The sequence below is a fragment of the Niabella digestorum genome (assembly GCF_036409055.1).
Taxonomy (GTDB): Bacteria; Bacteroidota; Bacteroidia; order Chitinophagales; family Chitinophagaceae; genus Niabella; species Niabella composti.
The window spans coordinates 155,497-170,318 of record NZ_JAZGLY010000003.1 but is presented as its reverse complement, the minus strand read 5'-3'; the positions used below and the strand labels follow the sequence as shown (position 1 = coordinate 170,318).

At 40.3% G+C, this 14,822-nt stretch carries 12 protein-coding genes; 8 read left to right on the top strand and 4 right to left on the bottom strand.

What is annotated here, in order from left to right; translation table 11 throughout:
• The first annotated feature begins 2 nt into the window (after window positions 1–2).
• The 3 genes from V2H41_RS06175 to V2H41_RS06165 all read left to right on the top strand — a co-directional run bounded on the left by V2H41_RS06175 (window position 3) and on the right by V2H41_RS06165 (window position 4,141).
• Window positions 3–1,166 (top strand): esterase-like activity of phytase family protein, encoded by a 1,164-nt coding sequence (locus V2H41_RS06175; protein WP_330974266.1) that lies wholly within the window; start codon window positions 3–5, stop codon window positions 1,164–1,166.
• A gap of 89 nt (window positions 1,167–1,255) precedes the next feature.
• The gene (locus V2H41_RS06170; RefSeq protein ID WP_330974265.1) at window positions 1,256–1,825 is read left to right on the top strand and encodes a DUF4136 domain-containing protein; all 570 of its coding nucleotides are present in this window, start codon (window positions 1,256–1,258) and stop codon (window positions 1,823–1,825) included.
• 177 nt (window positions 1,826–2,002) lie between these two features.
• Window positions 2,003–4,141 (top strand): GH92 family glycosyl hydrolase, encoded by a 2,139-nt coding sequence (locus V2H41_RS06165; protein ID WP_330974264.1) that lies wholly within the window; start codon window positions 2,003–2,005, stop codon window positions 4,139–4,141.
• Window positions 4,142–4,155: 14 nt separating this feature from the next.
• Here V2H41_RS06165 and V2H41_RS06160 read toward each other — a convergent pair whose 3' ends face one another.
• Window positions 4,156–5,388 (bottom strand): 4-hydroxy-3-methylbut-2-enyl diphosphate reductase, encoded by a 1,233-nt coding sequence (locus V2H41_RS06160; protein ID WP_330974263.1) that lies wholly within the window; start codon window positions 5,386–5,388, stop codon window positions 4,156–4,158.
• 99 nt (window positions 5,389–5,487) lie between these two features.
• Here V2H41_RS06160 and V2H41_RS06155 point away from each other — a divergent pair, with 99 nt between their 5' ends.
• Window positions 5,488–6,867 (top strand): alpha-amylase family glycosyl hydrolase, encoded by a 1,380-nt coding sequence (locus tag V2H41_RS06155; RefSeq protein WP_330974262.1) that lies wholly within the window; start codon window positions 5,488–5,490, stop codon window positions 6,865–6,867.
• Between the two features lie 73 nt (window positions 6,868–6,940).
• On the opposite strand, the gene V2H41_RS06150 is transcribed toward V2H41_RS06155, so the two are convergent.
• Together V2H41_RS06150 and V2H41_RS06145 are read right to left on the bottom strand one after the other, a co-directional pair.
• Window positions 6,941–8,467 carry a trypsin-like peptidase domain-containing protein gene (locus V2H41_RS06150; RefSeq protein WP_330974261.1) on the bottom strand — a complete coding sequence of 509 codons (1,527 nt, stop codon included), beginning with the start codon at window positions 8,465–8,467 and terminating at the stop codon, window positions 6,941–6,943.
• 190 nt (window positions 8,468–8,657) lie between these two features.
• Window positions 8,658–9,662, bottom strand: coding sequence for an acyl-CoA reductase (locus tag V2H41_RS06145; protein WP_330974260.1), 1,005 nt, complete (start codon window positions 9,660–9,662; stop codon window positions 8,658–8,660).
• Window positions 9,663–9,826: 164 nt separating this feature from the next.
• On the opposite strand from V2H41_RS06145, the gene V2H41_RS06140 reads away from it, so the two are divergent.
• The 4 genes from V2H41_RS06140 (at window position 9,827) to V2H41_RS06125 (ending at window position 12,479) form a co-directional block, all read left to right on the top strand.
• Window positions 9,827–10,174, top strand: a complete 348-nt coding sequence (locus V2H41_RS06140) for a 4Fe-4S dicluster domain-containing protein (protein ID WP_330974259.1) — start codon at window positions 9,827–9,829, stop codon at window positions 10,172–10,174.
• Window positions 10,175–10,280: 106 nt separating this feature from the next.
• On the top strand, window positions 10,281–11,267 hold the full coding sequence (locus V2H41_RS06135; protein WP_330974258.1) for a D-alanine--D-alanine ligase: 987 nt from the start codon (window positions 10,281–10,283) through the stop codon (window positions 11,265–11,267).
• A 31-nt stretch (window positions 11,268–11,298) separates the two neighbouring features.
• Complete coding sequence (locus tag V2H41_RS06130) at window positions 11,299–12,138, top strand: PASTA domain-containing protein (protein WP_330974257.1); 840 nt, start codon at window positions 11,299–11,301, stop codon at window positions 12,136–12,138.
• Window positions 12,139–12,167: 29 nt separating this feature from the next.
• Window positions 12,168–12,479: a rhodanese-like domain-containing protein gene (locus V2H41_RS06125; RefSeq protein ID WP_330974256.1), complete on the top strand. Its 312-nt coding sequence runs from the start codon at window positions 12,168–12,170 to the stop codon at window positions 12,477–12,479.
• 71 nt (window positions 12,480–12,550) lie between these two features.
• On the opposite strand, the gene V2H41_RS06120 is transcribed toward V2H41_RS06125, so the two are convergent.
• Window positions 12,551–14,794: a TonB-dependent receptor gene (locus V2H41_RS06120; protein ID WP_330974255.1), complete on the bottom strand. Its 2,244-nt coding sequence runs from the start codon at window positions 14,792–14,794 to the stop codon at window positions 12,551–12,553.
• Window positions 14,795–14,822: the final 28 nt, after the last annotated feature.

The following is a 14,822-nucleotide window of genomic DNA, read 5'->3' as shown; positions in this document are numbered from 1 at the left end:
ACATGCAAAAATCTATTTCGTTATTTTATTTCTTTATATGTATAGGTATCTTTACTGGTTGTGTAACTAGTAAATCCTATCAAACATCCACTACTTCCGCAGATATTCGGGTTAGCTCATTGAAGTTTTTAGATCTTTACGAAATTCCTTACGAGCTACACTTTCAAAATACCTGGGTTGGAGGCTTATCCGGAATTGATTATGATAGGATCAACAATCGCTTTTTTACGATCAGCGATGAGCGCTCAGCTACCAGTGCCGCCAGATTTTATACGATGGCTATTGATATTAAGGATTACAAAATAGATTCGGTAAGATTTTTAGCGGTTGCTACATTGAAGGATGCCGCTAATGATACATTTCCCGCATTAAGAAAAAATCCTGAAAAGGCGGCAGATCCCGAATCTATAAGATATAATGCCGCTACCGGCACGCTGGTGTGGAGCAGTGAGGGTGATAAGGCTGTGAGAGGTGGAAAGATGGTGTATCAGAATCCATGGATTTATGAAATGGATTTGTCGGGAAATTTTAAAGACAGTTTTCTTATCCCTGCAAATCTCCGCATGTATAAAGAAGATAAAGGTGCGCGTGAGAATGGCGTATTTGAGGGGTTGAGTTTTAGTAGCAGTTATAAATATTTATGGGCAAGTATGGAAAGCCCTATTTATGAAGATGGCCCACTTGCAACCGCGCAGTATGCCAATGTTCCAGTTCGATTTACCAAATTTGATGTTGCAACAAAGAAACCGGTAGCACAGTTTGCTTACCTGTTGGATGCCGTAGCATATCCTCCCACACCCGAAAACGCATTTAGCGTAAATGGCATTTCAGAAATCTTGTGTATTGGTGAGAATAAGTTCTTGGTTATGGAACGTTCTTATTCAACAGGGATAGAGGGTTGTGTGGTAAAAATTTATTTGGCCGATTTCAGCAAGGCTACCGACATAACTGCAGTAAGTGGATTGCATCAGCATGCCACTTATCAACCGGCCTCTAAGAAGCTATTATTCAATCTTGCTTCTCTCAATCGTTATATCGATAATGTGGAGGGAATTACTTTAGGACCTATATTCCCCAATGGTCATTACTCATTGATTCTCATTGTAGATAACAACTTTAGTCGGGATGAAATACAGCAGGTATTGCTATTTGAAGTAATACCGTAGTAGGGCTGATTTTTACATTTTTTTTACAATTCCCATACAGTCTTTGAATATACTTTTTACGTCTTTAGGTTGCAAGGAGACAAATACATATGAAACTAATACGACTGTTGGGTTTTATTTTGCTACTATTTGTGTTTGCTGGTTGTGGGCCGACAGTACATATAGAAAAAGCCGGCAACATCAATTTATCAAAATATAGAACGTTTGCATGGGCGCAACGTGATAGGAGAGATGTGCGCGTAGATATGGCCGAGCAACGCATAAAAGATGCTGTAAATGCAGAGCTGGTACGTACACAAGGATGGCGAGAAGTACGTCGTAACCCCGATGTAATTCTTAGCTATGATGTATTGGTAGAAAGAGGTAAGCGTGTTCAGTCAGAACCTGTTTACTCTTGGGGTGGATTTCGTACTTTCTACAATCCTTATAGCAGACGATTCTTTAGGGTATATTATCCCCAACAATTTATAGGTTACGATAATTATACAGTGCCCATCAAGGAAGCTACGATTACAATATCGATGATCGATACCCGAACAGATCAGGTTATCTGGCAGGGGTGGGCTACTGATGAAATTGATAGTCGCCGGATGACGGCAAGAGAAGCTGAAAGAATTGTAAAAGCCATTTTCAGAAAATGGGAGACTATCAGGAGATAGTTACTTTTTGCTAAAAGCGTTGTTTGGTGAGTTGTGAAATGGGCAGAGTTCCAGTGGAGCTTTGCCCTTTTTGTTTATTATTTCTCGGGAGGAAAATTCTTTTTTCGATAATGAAGAACTTCCTTTTCTTTGAAACCAAAAACGATTTTGCGAATTGAAAACTCTAACGGCTCCTTCATGTTGAAAAAACTAAAATGTATTTGCATCGGTATATATCTAGCTTTATCTGCCCATGCACAGGATAAACTTACTGATTTTGTAAATCCCTTTATAGGAACGACCACACTCTGGGATAGTGTGGATTTGGGATATAAGCCTACAAGACGTGCTTGGGGGGCCGAGACCTATCCCGGTGCTTCCTTGCCCAACTCCATGGTACAGGTAACTCCTGTAACTATGTGGAAGAGTGGCTCTGGATATCAGTATGAGGATACGGTCATTTATGCTTTTGTACACACCAGTAAAGGGCATTGGAATTTGTGTTACGTGCCTTTAATAGCAGTGAGTGGCGACGTAAATCCTAAGGCGTATTATTCAGGATTTAAACACTCCAATGAGTCTGCACGGCCGGGTTATTATCAAGTGTATCTGGAAAAGTATGGAATTAATGCCGAGGTGACATCCACGCTTCGATGTGCTTTTCATAAATACACCTATAGAAGCGGTGATAAGAAAAAGCTGTTAGCCGATTTATCCCGTTCCAATGAAGATGTAAAAGACTGGGAAATAGAAAAACTCAATGAGTATGCTTTTGGTGGATTTCAAAAAACCGGCAATACTTTCTATTTCTACGCGGTAACCAATTATCAAATCGATAATATTGAGTTTGTCAAAGACGGGAACCAGGGAGTGAGTATTGTGAATTTTGAAGATTCCGGAAACAATTCAGCACCTTTAGAAATGAAAGTAGGTTTTTCCTATGTGAGTCTGGAAAATGCTAAAATGAATCTTGAAGCCGAAATGCTTTCCAAAAGTTTTGAACAGGTACAAAACGAGGCCGATGCGGTATGGGAGCAGTTATTGTCTAAAGTGCAAGTGCAGGGAGGCACGCGAGATGAGAAGGAAACGTTTTACAGTGCTTTATATAAATCATTTTTATGGCCCATTTTGCTAAGCGATGTAAATGGTGCATTTAAAAATGCAAAAGGCGAAATCGTTAATGAGGGTTTCCGTTATTATAGCGATCCCTCTTTTTGGGATGATTATAGGAATAAACTTGTTTTGCTGGGGATGCTGGCCCCCGATGTTACGCTTGACGTTATTAAGTCCATAATCGATAGAGGAGTTCTTAGAGGTTATATGCCTACTTTCTTTCATGGCGATCATGCCTCGGTATTTATTGCGGGAAGTTACTTAAGAGGACTTCGAGATTTTAACGTTCAAAAGGCTTATGAAGTTTTGCTGAACAATGCATTCGTGCCGGGGCGAGGTGGTCGTCCACATCTTCAGGAATACATGGATAGGGGATGGATTTCGGAAATGGATGTGCCGCATCCTCGTTTGGAAACAGTGGCTAAAGCAGCCGTTACGAAAACGCAAGAATATGCTTATGATGATTATGCTATTGCTTTATTGGCGAAAGAGTTGGGAGATGAGAAAAATTATCAGATTTTGATGCAGCGTTCGCATAATTATAAGAATTTATTTGACCCAACCACACAATTGATGCGCGGACGACTGGCGAACGGTGATTGGATTATACCCTTCAATCCTGAGCAACCTTATTTTGAATACATGTATCGAGAGGCGAATGGATGGCAGTCTACCTTTTTTGCTCCGCATGACCCGCAGGGCTTTATCGCTCTTTATCCCGATAAGCAGGCTTTCGAAAGAAAACTCGATTCTTTGTTTACCATACCTTGGAAAGGGTATGAAGCACACAACTTTACCACTTTTATAGGACAGTATTGTCATGGCAATCAGCCCGGACATAGTTCGCCCTATTTTTATTATTTTATCGGTAAACAGGAAAAAGCACAACGTATTATTAATCTTATTCTAACCAAATATTACCGTATGGGGCCGGAACGACTGGCTTACGCAGGGATGGATGATGCGGGAGAAATGTCTTCCTGGTATGTGCTGAATGCCATCGGATTGTATACTTATTCGCCTGCAGATCCTGAATATCTTATTACCGTGCCTTTATTTAATAAAGTGGTATTCGATTTACAAGGTTCCAAATTCACCATCGTGAAAAAGGGTAAGGGTGAGAAAATCATAGGCCTTACTTATGGCAATAGAAAAGTTGATGGGTACACAATCCTGCACAGCCAGTTGCAACAAGGTAAAACACTGGTTATACAAACAGAATAAGCACAGGAATATTTCTATGTATTTGCTATCTGTGCTATAATTTCTTCTATCGATTTAGTGCCGGGATAGAAGCTGATAAGTTTTTGTATCACATCTTCCACCAATGCATCAGGGCAAGAAGCACCGCTGGTAATCAAGATGCGTATCGGTTCGGTAGTAGGCAGATAATCGGCGGTGAGTATTTCCTGTTTTGTATGGAAATTATAGTGCAAAATTTCTTTTCGGCTGAGAATTTTCTCACTATTGTTAATATAGTAGGTAGAAAGTTTTTCCTCGCATAATTCTACCAGATGCGAAGTGTTGGAAGAATTGTATCCTCCCACCACGATAGCTAAATCTGCAGGTGTATTTAACATCTCCAGTACGGAGGTTTGGTTATCATTGGTGGCATAGCAAAGGGTGTCTCGTGTATCTGCAAATCTTTCTGCAATAGTGGCTTTGGTAAGTTGATACTTATCAATCATTACTTGTTTGAGGAAATCTGCAATAGCCTGTGTATCGCTGGCCAACATAGTAGTTTGATTGACTACGCCGATACGTTGCAGATCTTTTTCCACATCAAACCCTTCGCTATATTGATTTTTAAATTCTTCGTAAAAGTTTTGTGCAGGAGATGCGCCGGTAATATAGGTTGCCAATCTTTGAGCCTGAGCCATATTCTTTACTACCACAGAGGGGGCGTTTGCGGATGCATGAGAGAAAGTGGCTCGGGTTTCTTCGTGAGAAGGTTTACCATGAATGATAATGGTATAATCTTTCGCGGCAATTGCTGCACTACGGTTCCATACTTTTTCTACAAAGGGACACGTAGTATTGTATTTTTCAATAGGGATACCTATATCCACCAATTTTTTTTCAATATCCAGCGTGGTTCCAAATGCAGGGATGAGTACAATATCTTCTTTGGTAAGTGAATCAAACGGAATAAGTTCCTTGCCTTCGGTATTTTGCAAAAAGCGTACGCCGTGGTTGGCCAAATCCGCATTTACTTGCGGGTTATGAATCATCTCACTAAGCAGGAAAATGCGCTTTCCTGGATTTTGCTCTACAGTTTTAAAAGCAATTTCGATAGCATTCTCTACTCCATAGCAAAATCCAAAATGACGCGCCAAGAATATCTGTACCGGCCCAAAATCAAGTAGCGTGGGGGTGAAATCCTTTTTCAGTTTATCCTTTTCTTTCCGCTTCTTTTTGATTAAGGAAATCAGATTACTTCTGTAAAAAACCGGTACATCAAATTGCTTCATATCTGCAAAGATAAACGGTTTTGCTCATTTGTAGGTAGGGGGCATAGTGTGGCCAATTGCTTGAAAAAATATTCCCTATCTTCATTAAAACAATATTTTATGGTAAGAATAACTGCATTTCTGCTAATTACCGCTATTATTGTATCCTGCAAACTCATGCCAAAGGAAGAAAAGTCTAAAACTGATATTAAATCCCAAAAAATGAAGAACAACATTGCATGGAAGCATTCTACCAATATTTATGAAGTTAATGTGCGGCAATACACCGAGGAAGGAACTTTTAATGCATTTGTGAAAGAATTGCCCCGATTGAAGGATATGGGTGTAGAGGTACTGTGGTTTATGCCTATTACTCCCATCGCTCAGGAGAAAAAGAAAGGTTCGTTGGGGAGTTATTATGCCTGTTCGGATTATACATCCATTAATCCGGAATTTGGTACACTGGACGACTTTAAGCGTCTAGTGGATACGGCTCATGTTATGGGATTTAAAGTGATTATCGATTGGGTGGCGAATCATACCGGATGGGATCATGTGTGGACGAAAGCGCATCCGGAATACTATCTCCGTGATACAGTAACCGGAACTTTTCAGATTGCTAGTGGAATGGACGATATTATTGAATTGGACTACAGCAATTCTGAACTGCGCAAGGCCATGATTGATGCTATGAAGTTTTGGGTAAATGAGTGCGATATCGATGGTTTTAGATGCGATCTCGCATCTTGGGTGGAAGTGGATTTCTGGCAGGAAGCAAGGCCGCAGCTGGACGCTTTAAAGCCACTGTTTTGGCTAGGAGAATTTGATGAATTAGAAAATCCCGAATACGGAAAAGTATTTGACGCGAGCTATTCCTGGAAGTGGATGCATAAAACAAAGGATTTCTATCAGCAGGGGCTTCCTATTGCAGAGCTGGTTGATTTATTACGACAATATAGTGCCTTAGGCGATAGTAGCATGCGTGCATGGTTCACTTCCAATCATGATGAGAATAGCTGGAATGGCACCGAGTACGAAAAATATGGCGATATGGCAAAATCTCTTGCCGTATTCAGTTGTACTTGGAACGGGGCGCCATTGATTTATAGCGGGCAAGAGATACCATTGAAAAATAAGCGATTGGAGTTTTTTGAAAAAGATCCAATACCGTGGACAGGGAAATATGAGTTGCATGATTTTTATAAAACATTATTGAATCTGCATGCTACGCATCCTGCTTTACGAGGAGGCGATCCGGCTGTGACAACTTATCTCATCCATACCAATGCTGCAGATAAAATATTTGCCTATTTGCGTAAAAATGGTGATGCCGAAGTGCTAGTATTGCTCAACTGGTCGGCAGATACCGTGGCTTTTAATATAGAGGATGCAAAAGTGCGGGGAAGTTTCAAAAGTGTCTTCTCTGGTGCGGAAAATAATTTTGATACAATGAAAGAGTTTCAACTATATCCTTGGGAATATTTGGTATATGTGAAGTAGTAGGCAAGTGTATTGAAAAAGAAAGCCGGTTTTATCAACCGGCTTTCTTATGCTTGTATCTTTTTATCTTATACTAGAAGTTATCATCACCTGACAAGTTAATCTGATAGCTATATCTTCCACTATAACCCGGATAAATACCGCCTAATTCGATAATGCTGCTGCGGCTGTTGCCAAGCGCCTTAGCCAGCTCATCGATATTCTTAATTTCTGTACCATTCACAGAAGTTATGATAAATCCTTTCTCCATTCTGGTACGTTTTAATGGACCATTTGGATGGATATTTACTACTTCCACACCACCTCTAATTCTATATTGTTCAGCTCGTTTGGCATCTAAATTTTTCAATTCTACACCTAAACGATCACTAATCGCTTCTGCAGAGGAGATGGCTACCAACTTAGTTTGAGATGATAATGTAACCTCTACAGTATTTTCTTTGCCATCACGGATATAAGTCAGTTTTACTTTATCTCCGGGTTGTGCACTAGCCAGTATACCACTTATCTCAAGTCCTGATGCAATGCTTCTACCGTTGATTTTGGTTACAATATCGCCTTTTTTAATACCTGCTTTAGCAGCACCACCGGAGGGGTCTGTACCTAATACATATACGCCGCTGGAAACGTTGGCTCTTTTCAAATATTCTTCATTCTGAACGGAAGATGAAGAATAAGTGATTCCTAGATAACCGCGTTTTACATCACCGAACTTCACTATATCATTCACAATCTTTTTTACGATATTGGAAGGGATGGCAAAGGAATATCCTGCGTACGTACCTCCCGGGGCTAAAATAGCCGAGTTAATACCAATAAGTTCACCACGGGTATTTACGAGCGCCCCACCACTATTACCTTGGTTTACTGCGGCATCGGTTTGAATAAAGGCCTCAACTGGGGATTCGCTTTGCTGACTATTAATACCAATGCTTCTACCTATGGCACTTACGATACCGGCAGTTACAGTAGCTTCAAGATTAAAAGGGTAACCAATGGCCAATACCCATTGACCCAGTTGTAGGTTATCGGAGTTGCCATACACTAGGTAGGGCAGATTAGTGGCATCGATTTTTAAAACAGCCAAGTCGGTACTGGGGTCGCGACCCACCACCTTAGCGGTAAAGGTTTTACGTCCATCGCTGAGGGTTACTTTAATTTCGGAAGCAACGGTTCTGCCATCGCGGTCAGCAATTACGTGGTTATTGGTAACAATATAACCATCTTGGCTGATGATGACACCACTCCCCGAAGCTCTTTGTTCAGGTATAATGCGCGGACCAAATCCGAAGAAATCTCCAAAAAAATCCTCAAACGGGTCGCCGGTGCTGCCGCGCGAATCCGTTATTTTTCTTGCCGGAATTTTAGTTTTGATATGTACTACGGCCGGCACAGCGGTCTGAGAGGCTTTTGTAAAATCGGTCAATTCACTCTCACCATCTTTTTCTAAAAAGTTAGCATAGTTTACCGGTAGCTTTCCGTCAACGGGAGTTCCTATTGTGATAGCTGGGCTGCTAAAGAATTTACCATAAATGTAAACTCCCGCAAAAGCCGATAGGATGCTTACCAATACTACCAGTAATAACTGTTTTGCTCTCATATTCTTACTTTTTTATAATATTTCTAACCTAATACAATTCTTCTAATGTGCAAAATAGCAAATTGTCAGCTTTTTTCTTTTACAATCAATACAGTTTAACAAACTTTTACTAAAGTCTTCGTAGTTCTCTTTTTCTAAGATACATTAGACATGTGAAAGGTTGCTAATCTGTTGAAAGTAATCGTTAAAATCAGCTTAAATCTTCAATCCATTGCATGGTATCTACGCCATCGGCGTAATCGTTCAGGGAAGGGTGCTGGGCCATTCCAAAGGGGATGCCCCCTTTTCCCACAATACATTGAACAGACTCGTTGCTACTTAATTGGCTCAGAAGTGCTTCGCGGTTCGCATAATACTCGTAGTGCACTTGACCTGCAGGTGAAAAAAGATTGGCGTCTTCAATCAACAACAACGCTGCTGTACTCATGTAATACTTCTTGTTAAGGATATGAAGTGCCAGGTTATAGTCGTAATTGTTTTTGTATTTGTGATGCTCTGCCAAGTAGTCATATTTTTTAAGCACTTGAATAAGAGGAGCAAAATCGTACTGTTCTGGTACGTAAAGTTTGGTTACATTTCTGCAGCCCAATCCGAAATATAAAAAGATATCATCGGCCAAGCGCTCCAACTCCTCAGTGGTTTCATCGCCGTTAAGAATGGCTGCCGAAGTTCGATTTCGGCGTATGATATGTGGATATTTCCCAAAATAATATTCAAAGTATCCGGCACTGCTGTTGCTGCCTGTGGCAATATAGGCGTCGCAGTTTTTAAGCATTTCGGCAAACTCGATTTGTTCTTTGAGTTGCGGAGACCACTCAGAGAGTTTGTCTACTAGATGTTTAAGTATTATCTCGTCCTTGGAAGAAAGTTTGATGCGGCATTTATGTCCACTAATAAATACACAAAGAAAATCATGAAAGCCCACCAGGGGGATATTGCCCGCCATTACAATGCCGATGGTTTTAGGCTGAGTAGGTTGGGACTTGAGTGTGGGGTATTGATTAATCCATTCAATAAGTGCGTCTTTCTGTAAGTATAGCTCCGAAATGTTTTTAATACTAAGGTTGATAAATTCAGGAGTAAACCAGGAGTTGCGGATATAGGCTTGTTCTTTAGCATGGATCCATTCCTGATCGTTGCCTTTCATGTATGTACCTAATTTTACCAATAAATCGATGCGTTCTGTTAATTCCATATTCCTATCATTATAACCCATTAGTAGGGCATTTGTTGTCAATATATTAAAGTTTCGTGCTATTTCTGAACTTATTTATAATACTTCTAGTTTTTCCCATTCATTCAGTAATTTTGCACGTTATTACGAAAACAAATATAGTTTCATATATTAAACGATAAGTTATGGCAATAAAAATTACTGATGAGTGTATAAATTGTGGTGCTTGTGAACCTGAGTGCCCGAACAATGCAATTTACGAAGGGGGAGTAGAGTGGGCGATTGCAGATGGAACCTCGGTAAATGGCGAATATACTTTAATGAATGGTAAGGTGGTGGATGCGCATTTCAAGAATGAGCCTCTTGCTGTAGATACATATTATATTACACCTGATAAATGCACCGAATGCCAAGGCTTTCATGAAGAACCCCAGTGTGCTTCTGTATGTCCTGTGGATTGTTGTGTGCCTGATGAAATGTATCAAGAAACAATCGAAGAACTGCTGGCGAAAAAAGAAAGATTACACTTATAAACCACCGTATATTGAACCAGCATTCCGCACTGTTGTTTATAACGAGGAAGGACGGTTACTGCGGTGTATATTCCCTTTGTCCATATATTTTTAAATATTGCATTTAATGAAAAAAAACATTGCATTGGTAACCGGCGGGTATTCTGGTGAAGCGGTTATTTCTTATAAAAGTGCCGAAACTATTGGCAACCATCTTGACAGGGATCGGTATAATGTGTATAAAATAGATATTACGAAGGAGGGATGGTATTATGTAGCCGAAGATGGCACTCGTTCTGATGTGGACAAAAACACATTTACCATTGTAGACAATGGGCAAAGGATAAAATTCGATGCCGTGTTGATCGCCATGCATGGTACACCTGGAGAAGACGGAAAACTGCAGGGTTATTTTGATATGCTGAATATCCCGTATACAGGGTGTAGTGCAGCTACTTCAGCCCTTACCATGAACAAAAGCTATACAACAGCAGTGGCCAGCAGGTCAGGGATTCATGTAGCCAATTCCATCCTGTTGTTTGACCATTCGCTCTTACCAGCTGCTACAATTCTAGAAAAACTAAAACTACCCTTGTTTGTAAAGCCTAATAGTGGTGGTTCCAGTATCGGTATGAGTAAAGTGCTGCAGCCCGAAGAGCTAGAGCCCGCTATTCAGAAAGCCTTTAAGGAAGATAAGCAGGTGTTGATAGAGGAGATGATTGAAGGACGTGAGTTCACCATCGGTGTATATAAATCGCAAGGGGAAATAATTACCCTGCCTATGACTGAAGTTAAGGCTGACCCGAGTAAGGTGTTTTTTGATTTTGAAGCAAAATACGAAGGTAAGTCCACCGAAGTAACACCGGCACAGGTAGATGAATCTATAGCGGAAAAAATAAGGGAGGCAGCTAAAAGAGTTTATCAGGCGCTTAATTGCCGCGGGGTTATCCGTATTGATTTTATCTACAATGAAAAGGTGGGTGCGCCCTTTATGCTCGAGGTTAATACCATTCCTGGCCAGAGTGCGGCCAGCATTGTTCCCCAGCAAGTGGCTGCAGCTGGCAGAAACTTAAAAGATTTTTATACTTTGCTGGTAGAAGAATGTTTTTTGTAATGTTTATATTTACAGAAACTATTTTTTTCTAATGTTTAAATTCATTACCAATAAACCCCTGTGGGTGAATATATTGGCGGGGGTGTTGCTGTCGGTAGCAATCTTTGTGGGTGCGATAAGTTCTCTAGGATGGTTTACTAATCATAATGATGCGAAGACTGTTCCTGCCGTAACCGGAAAAACATTGATGGAAGCCGAACGCATTTTGTCCGAGGCTGGATTTACCATAGAAATACAGGATAGTGTTTATTATGATAGTCTTCCTCCATTTTATGTTATTAGGCAAGTACCGGATGAACTGGAGGTTGTAAAATCTACTCGTAGTGTATATCTTACTTATAATAGAGCCGAACCGCCATTAATAGAAATGCCCAATGTTGTAGGGTATAGTTTTCGTAATGCTTTGATGGTGCTGGAAAATGCCGGATTGAAACTGGGGGATACAACCTTACGACCCGATTTTGCGAAGAACTCTGTTCTAGAGCAATTGTATAACGGTGTTACCATTCAACCTGGAGCTAAAATCAAGATGGGGAGTAAAATCGATTTGGTAATTGGTTCCGAGCTCAGTCATGTATCATATGCTACTCCTAATCTTATTGGGCTTACATTATACGAAGCTCAGCAATTGTTGGATGGTATAGGCGTAAAACTGGCTGCTATTATTCCCGATCCCGATGTACGGGATACTGCTAATGCCTATATTTATAGACAAAACCCTCCGCGTTATGACGACGAAGGTAATTTGATCACTATTCGAGCAGGGCAGGTAATGGATGTATGGGTGGGTACTACCAAGCCTGTAACGGATTCCACCGATGTATTTACTCCTTCGTCAAGAAGAAGAGACTCAATTGGGGGGCATGAATAATTACTCAACTTTTTTAAATACTATATAACATGGATACTATCACAGTTCACCAGTTAAAAGAAAGATTAGATAATGGTGAAAAATTATTGCTGATTGATTGCCGGGAGCCGGCAGAATATGAAGAATATAATATCGGAGCTACATTGATACCTTTGGGGGATATTCAAAACGGAACATTAGGTCCGCTGGAAGGTAAAGAAGAAGAGGAGGTAATCATCCATTGCCGTAGTGGTAAGCGTAGCGCAGCAGCCTGCTTACACTTAGAAACATTAGGCTTTAAAAAAACTGTGAATGTAGAAGGTGGTATTCTGGCCTGGAAAGAAGCTTTCGATAATGATTAATATTTTTTTAGGATAATTAAAAAGCCTGTCGATATTACATCGACAGGCTTTTTTGTTGTATATGTTTTTGATTAGAAAGTAAAGGAAATACCGAGGTTCCAGTTCGTGCCCGCCTGGGGAAAGTAATAATTTTCCGTAGTGAAAACCCCGCCATATAGGTAACTAAAAGTATATCCGCTGTTTTCGTATTTTTTATTAAATACGTTATTAATCATACCTATGATACTAATATCTTTAAAAGTATTAGAGCTAAACTGATATCTGAGTCTTACATCAGCCAACGCATAAGGATTAATGCTCTTAAGCTTATTCTGAGCATTGTCGAGATATTGTCTTCCTACATATTTCCCTAGAACATCAATATAGAAATGTTGCGCGTCTGCAGGTTTAGTAAAAGGCTCTACAGTAAGAGAAGCTCCTGATATGATGTTGGGGGAGAAGGATATATCGGTATTGGTAAGGGTGGTCGCTATCTGTCCGCCGTTATCATAGTCATCATCGTATTGCGTGATACTTTTTATTTTATTGCGGCTGAAAGTGGCATTGGCAGCGACTTGCAACCAATCTACAGGTTTTGCAGCAACAGAGAGTTCTATACCGGCTCGATAACTATTATCCACATTAGTACGCGTATAAGCTCCTACATCATTAATTTTCCCGGTAAGAATGAGCTGGTCTTTATATTTCATATAGTATCCGTTAATTTCAGCTTCCCACTTAGGGGCATTAAAGCCATATCCCAGCTCAACATCTGTTAATCGTTCAGGACGGGGAGCTTCATCTGTATTTGCTTCGAAGTCGTTACGATTAGGCTCTTTATTAGCAATGGCTACAGATCCATATATTTTGCTTATTGCTGTTTTGGGATGCTTGATGATATAGCTTAATCCTGCCTTGGGATTAAAGAAAGTGAACTGATTTTTTGAATGAATATCGGGGTTCTTTCTGAAACCGTTAATGGTATAATCCACCACCCTCACTTGTAAGTCGGCAAAGCCGTACAGATTAGTAATGAGCTGCTGCTGTAGCTTTGTGTATATATTAAAGTCGTTCTTTTTTGCGGGTAAGTTGTACCAACGGTAATCATTGGGAAACCCTACTTGTGCCCATTTTACAAAGCCGTAGTGTTTAGCATCAAATATAGTATAGGCTCCACCAATATTGATAGTGGTATTTTCTTTGTTATAGTTTGCAGAAAATACGGTACCATAGTAATGGTTGTCGAGCCATAATTGGCGTATTAGATCGGTAGATGTGATTACAGAATCTCCAATGGTAACAGGATGTAGCCCATAGTCGTCAAAATCTTCACCAATTTTGTACTCATTATAATAGCCTCGTCCTCTTGTTAAAAACAAGCTGATATTGGAAGACCAGTGATTGTTGAATTTATGATTGAAGAATGCCTGATAATAATCCTGCTGATAATTATCGGTCTGGTCTTCATAGTAAACCCCATCACTTATTTTACCGAGTGTATTGGTTCTTCTGCCAATGGCATCTAATTGTTTGGTGTAATTTACTGTAGATGGGTCATCTTCGGAAGTATAGTAGGTGCCAATACCATTCCATGCTTGTCCGGTTCTTTCCCTCCCGGTAAGCAGATTAAATTTAATATTCGTCTTTTCATTTTTTGACGTCCATCCGGCAAGAAATTGAAGCGACTTCAAATCACTGAATGAACGTTGTATATAACCATCGGAACTAATTTTGGACAACCGTACATCTACCTGAAAACCTCCGGGCAGCAGTCCTGTTGCGGCTTTCAGCGTATGTTTCCACGTATTGAAGGAGCCATATGCATTACTCACAGATGCATAAGCTTTTTTACTTTGCTCAATATTGTAGATGTTTAGAGAAGCTCCAAAAGCGCCGGCTCCGTTGGTAGAAGAGCCTACGCCGCGTTGTATTTGTACAGAGTTTGCCGATGACGCCAAGTCGCCGAAGTTTACAAAGAAGGCACCTTGCGATTCGGGATCATTTACGGGAATGCCATTGAAGGTAACATTGGTTCTGGTAATATCGGTTCCTCTGATGCGTAACGATGAATAACCTACTCCAATACCGTCATCTGAACTTGTAATAACTGAAGGAATCTGATTGAGTAAGTAAGGGAAGTTTTGTCCTAGATTTTGCTTTTCGATTTCTTTAGAGCTGAGGTTGGATACAGCAAATGGTGATTTTTCATTCAATCTTGTAGAGCGTACTTCAACAGGAGTAAGTTCTTGTACACTGTCTCTGGTAGTTGTGTTTTGTGCATTAACGGCATGATGTGCATACACAACGATGCATGCGAACATGAAAATCCTCTTCATTTGTTTTTTCTTTTGTGGCCTGCTATGT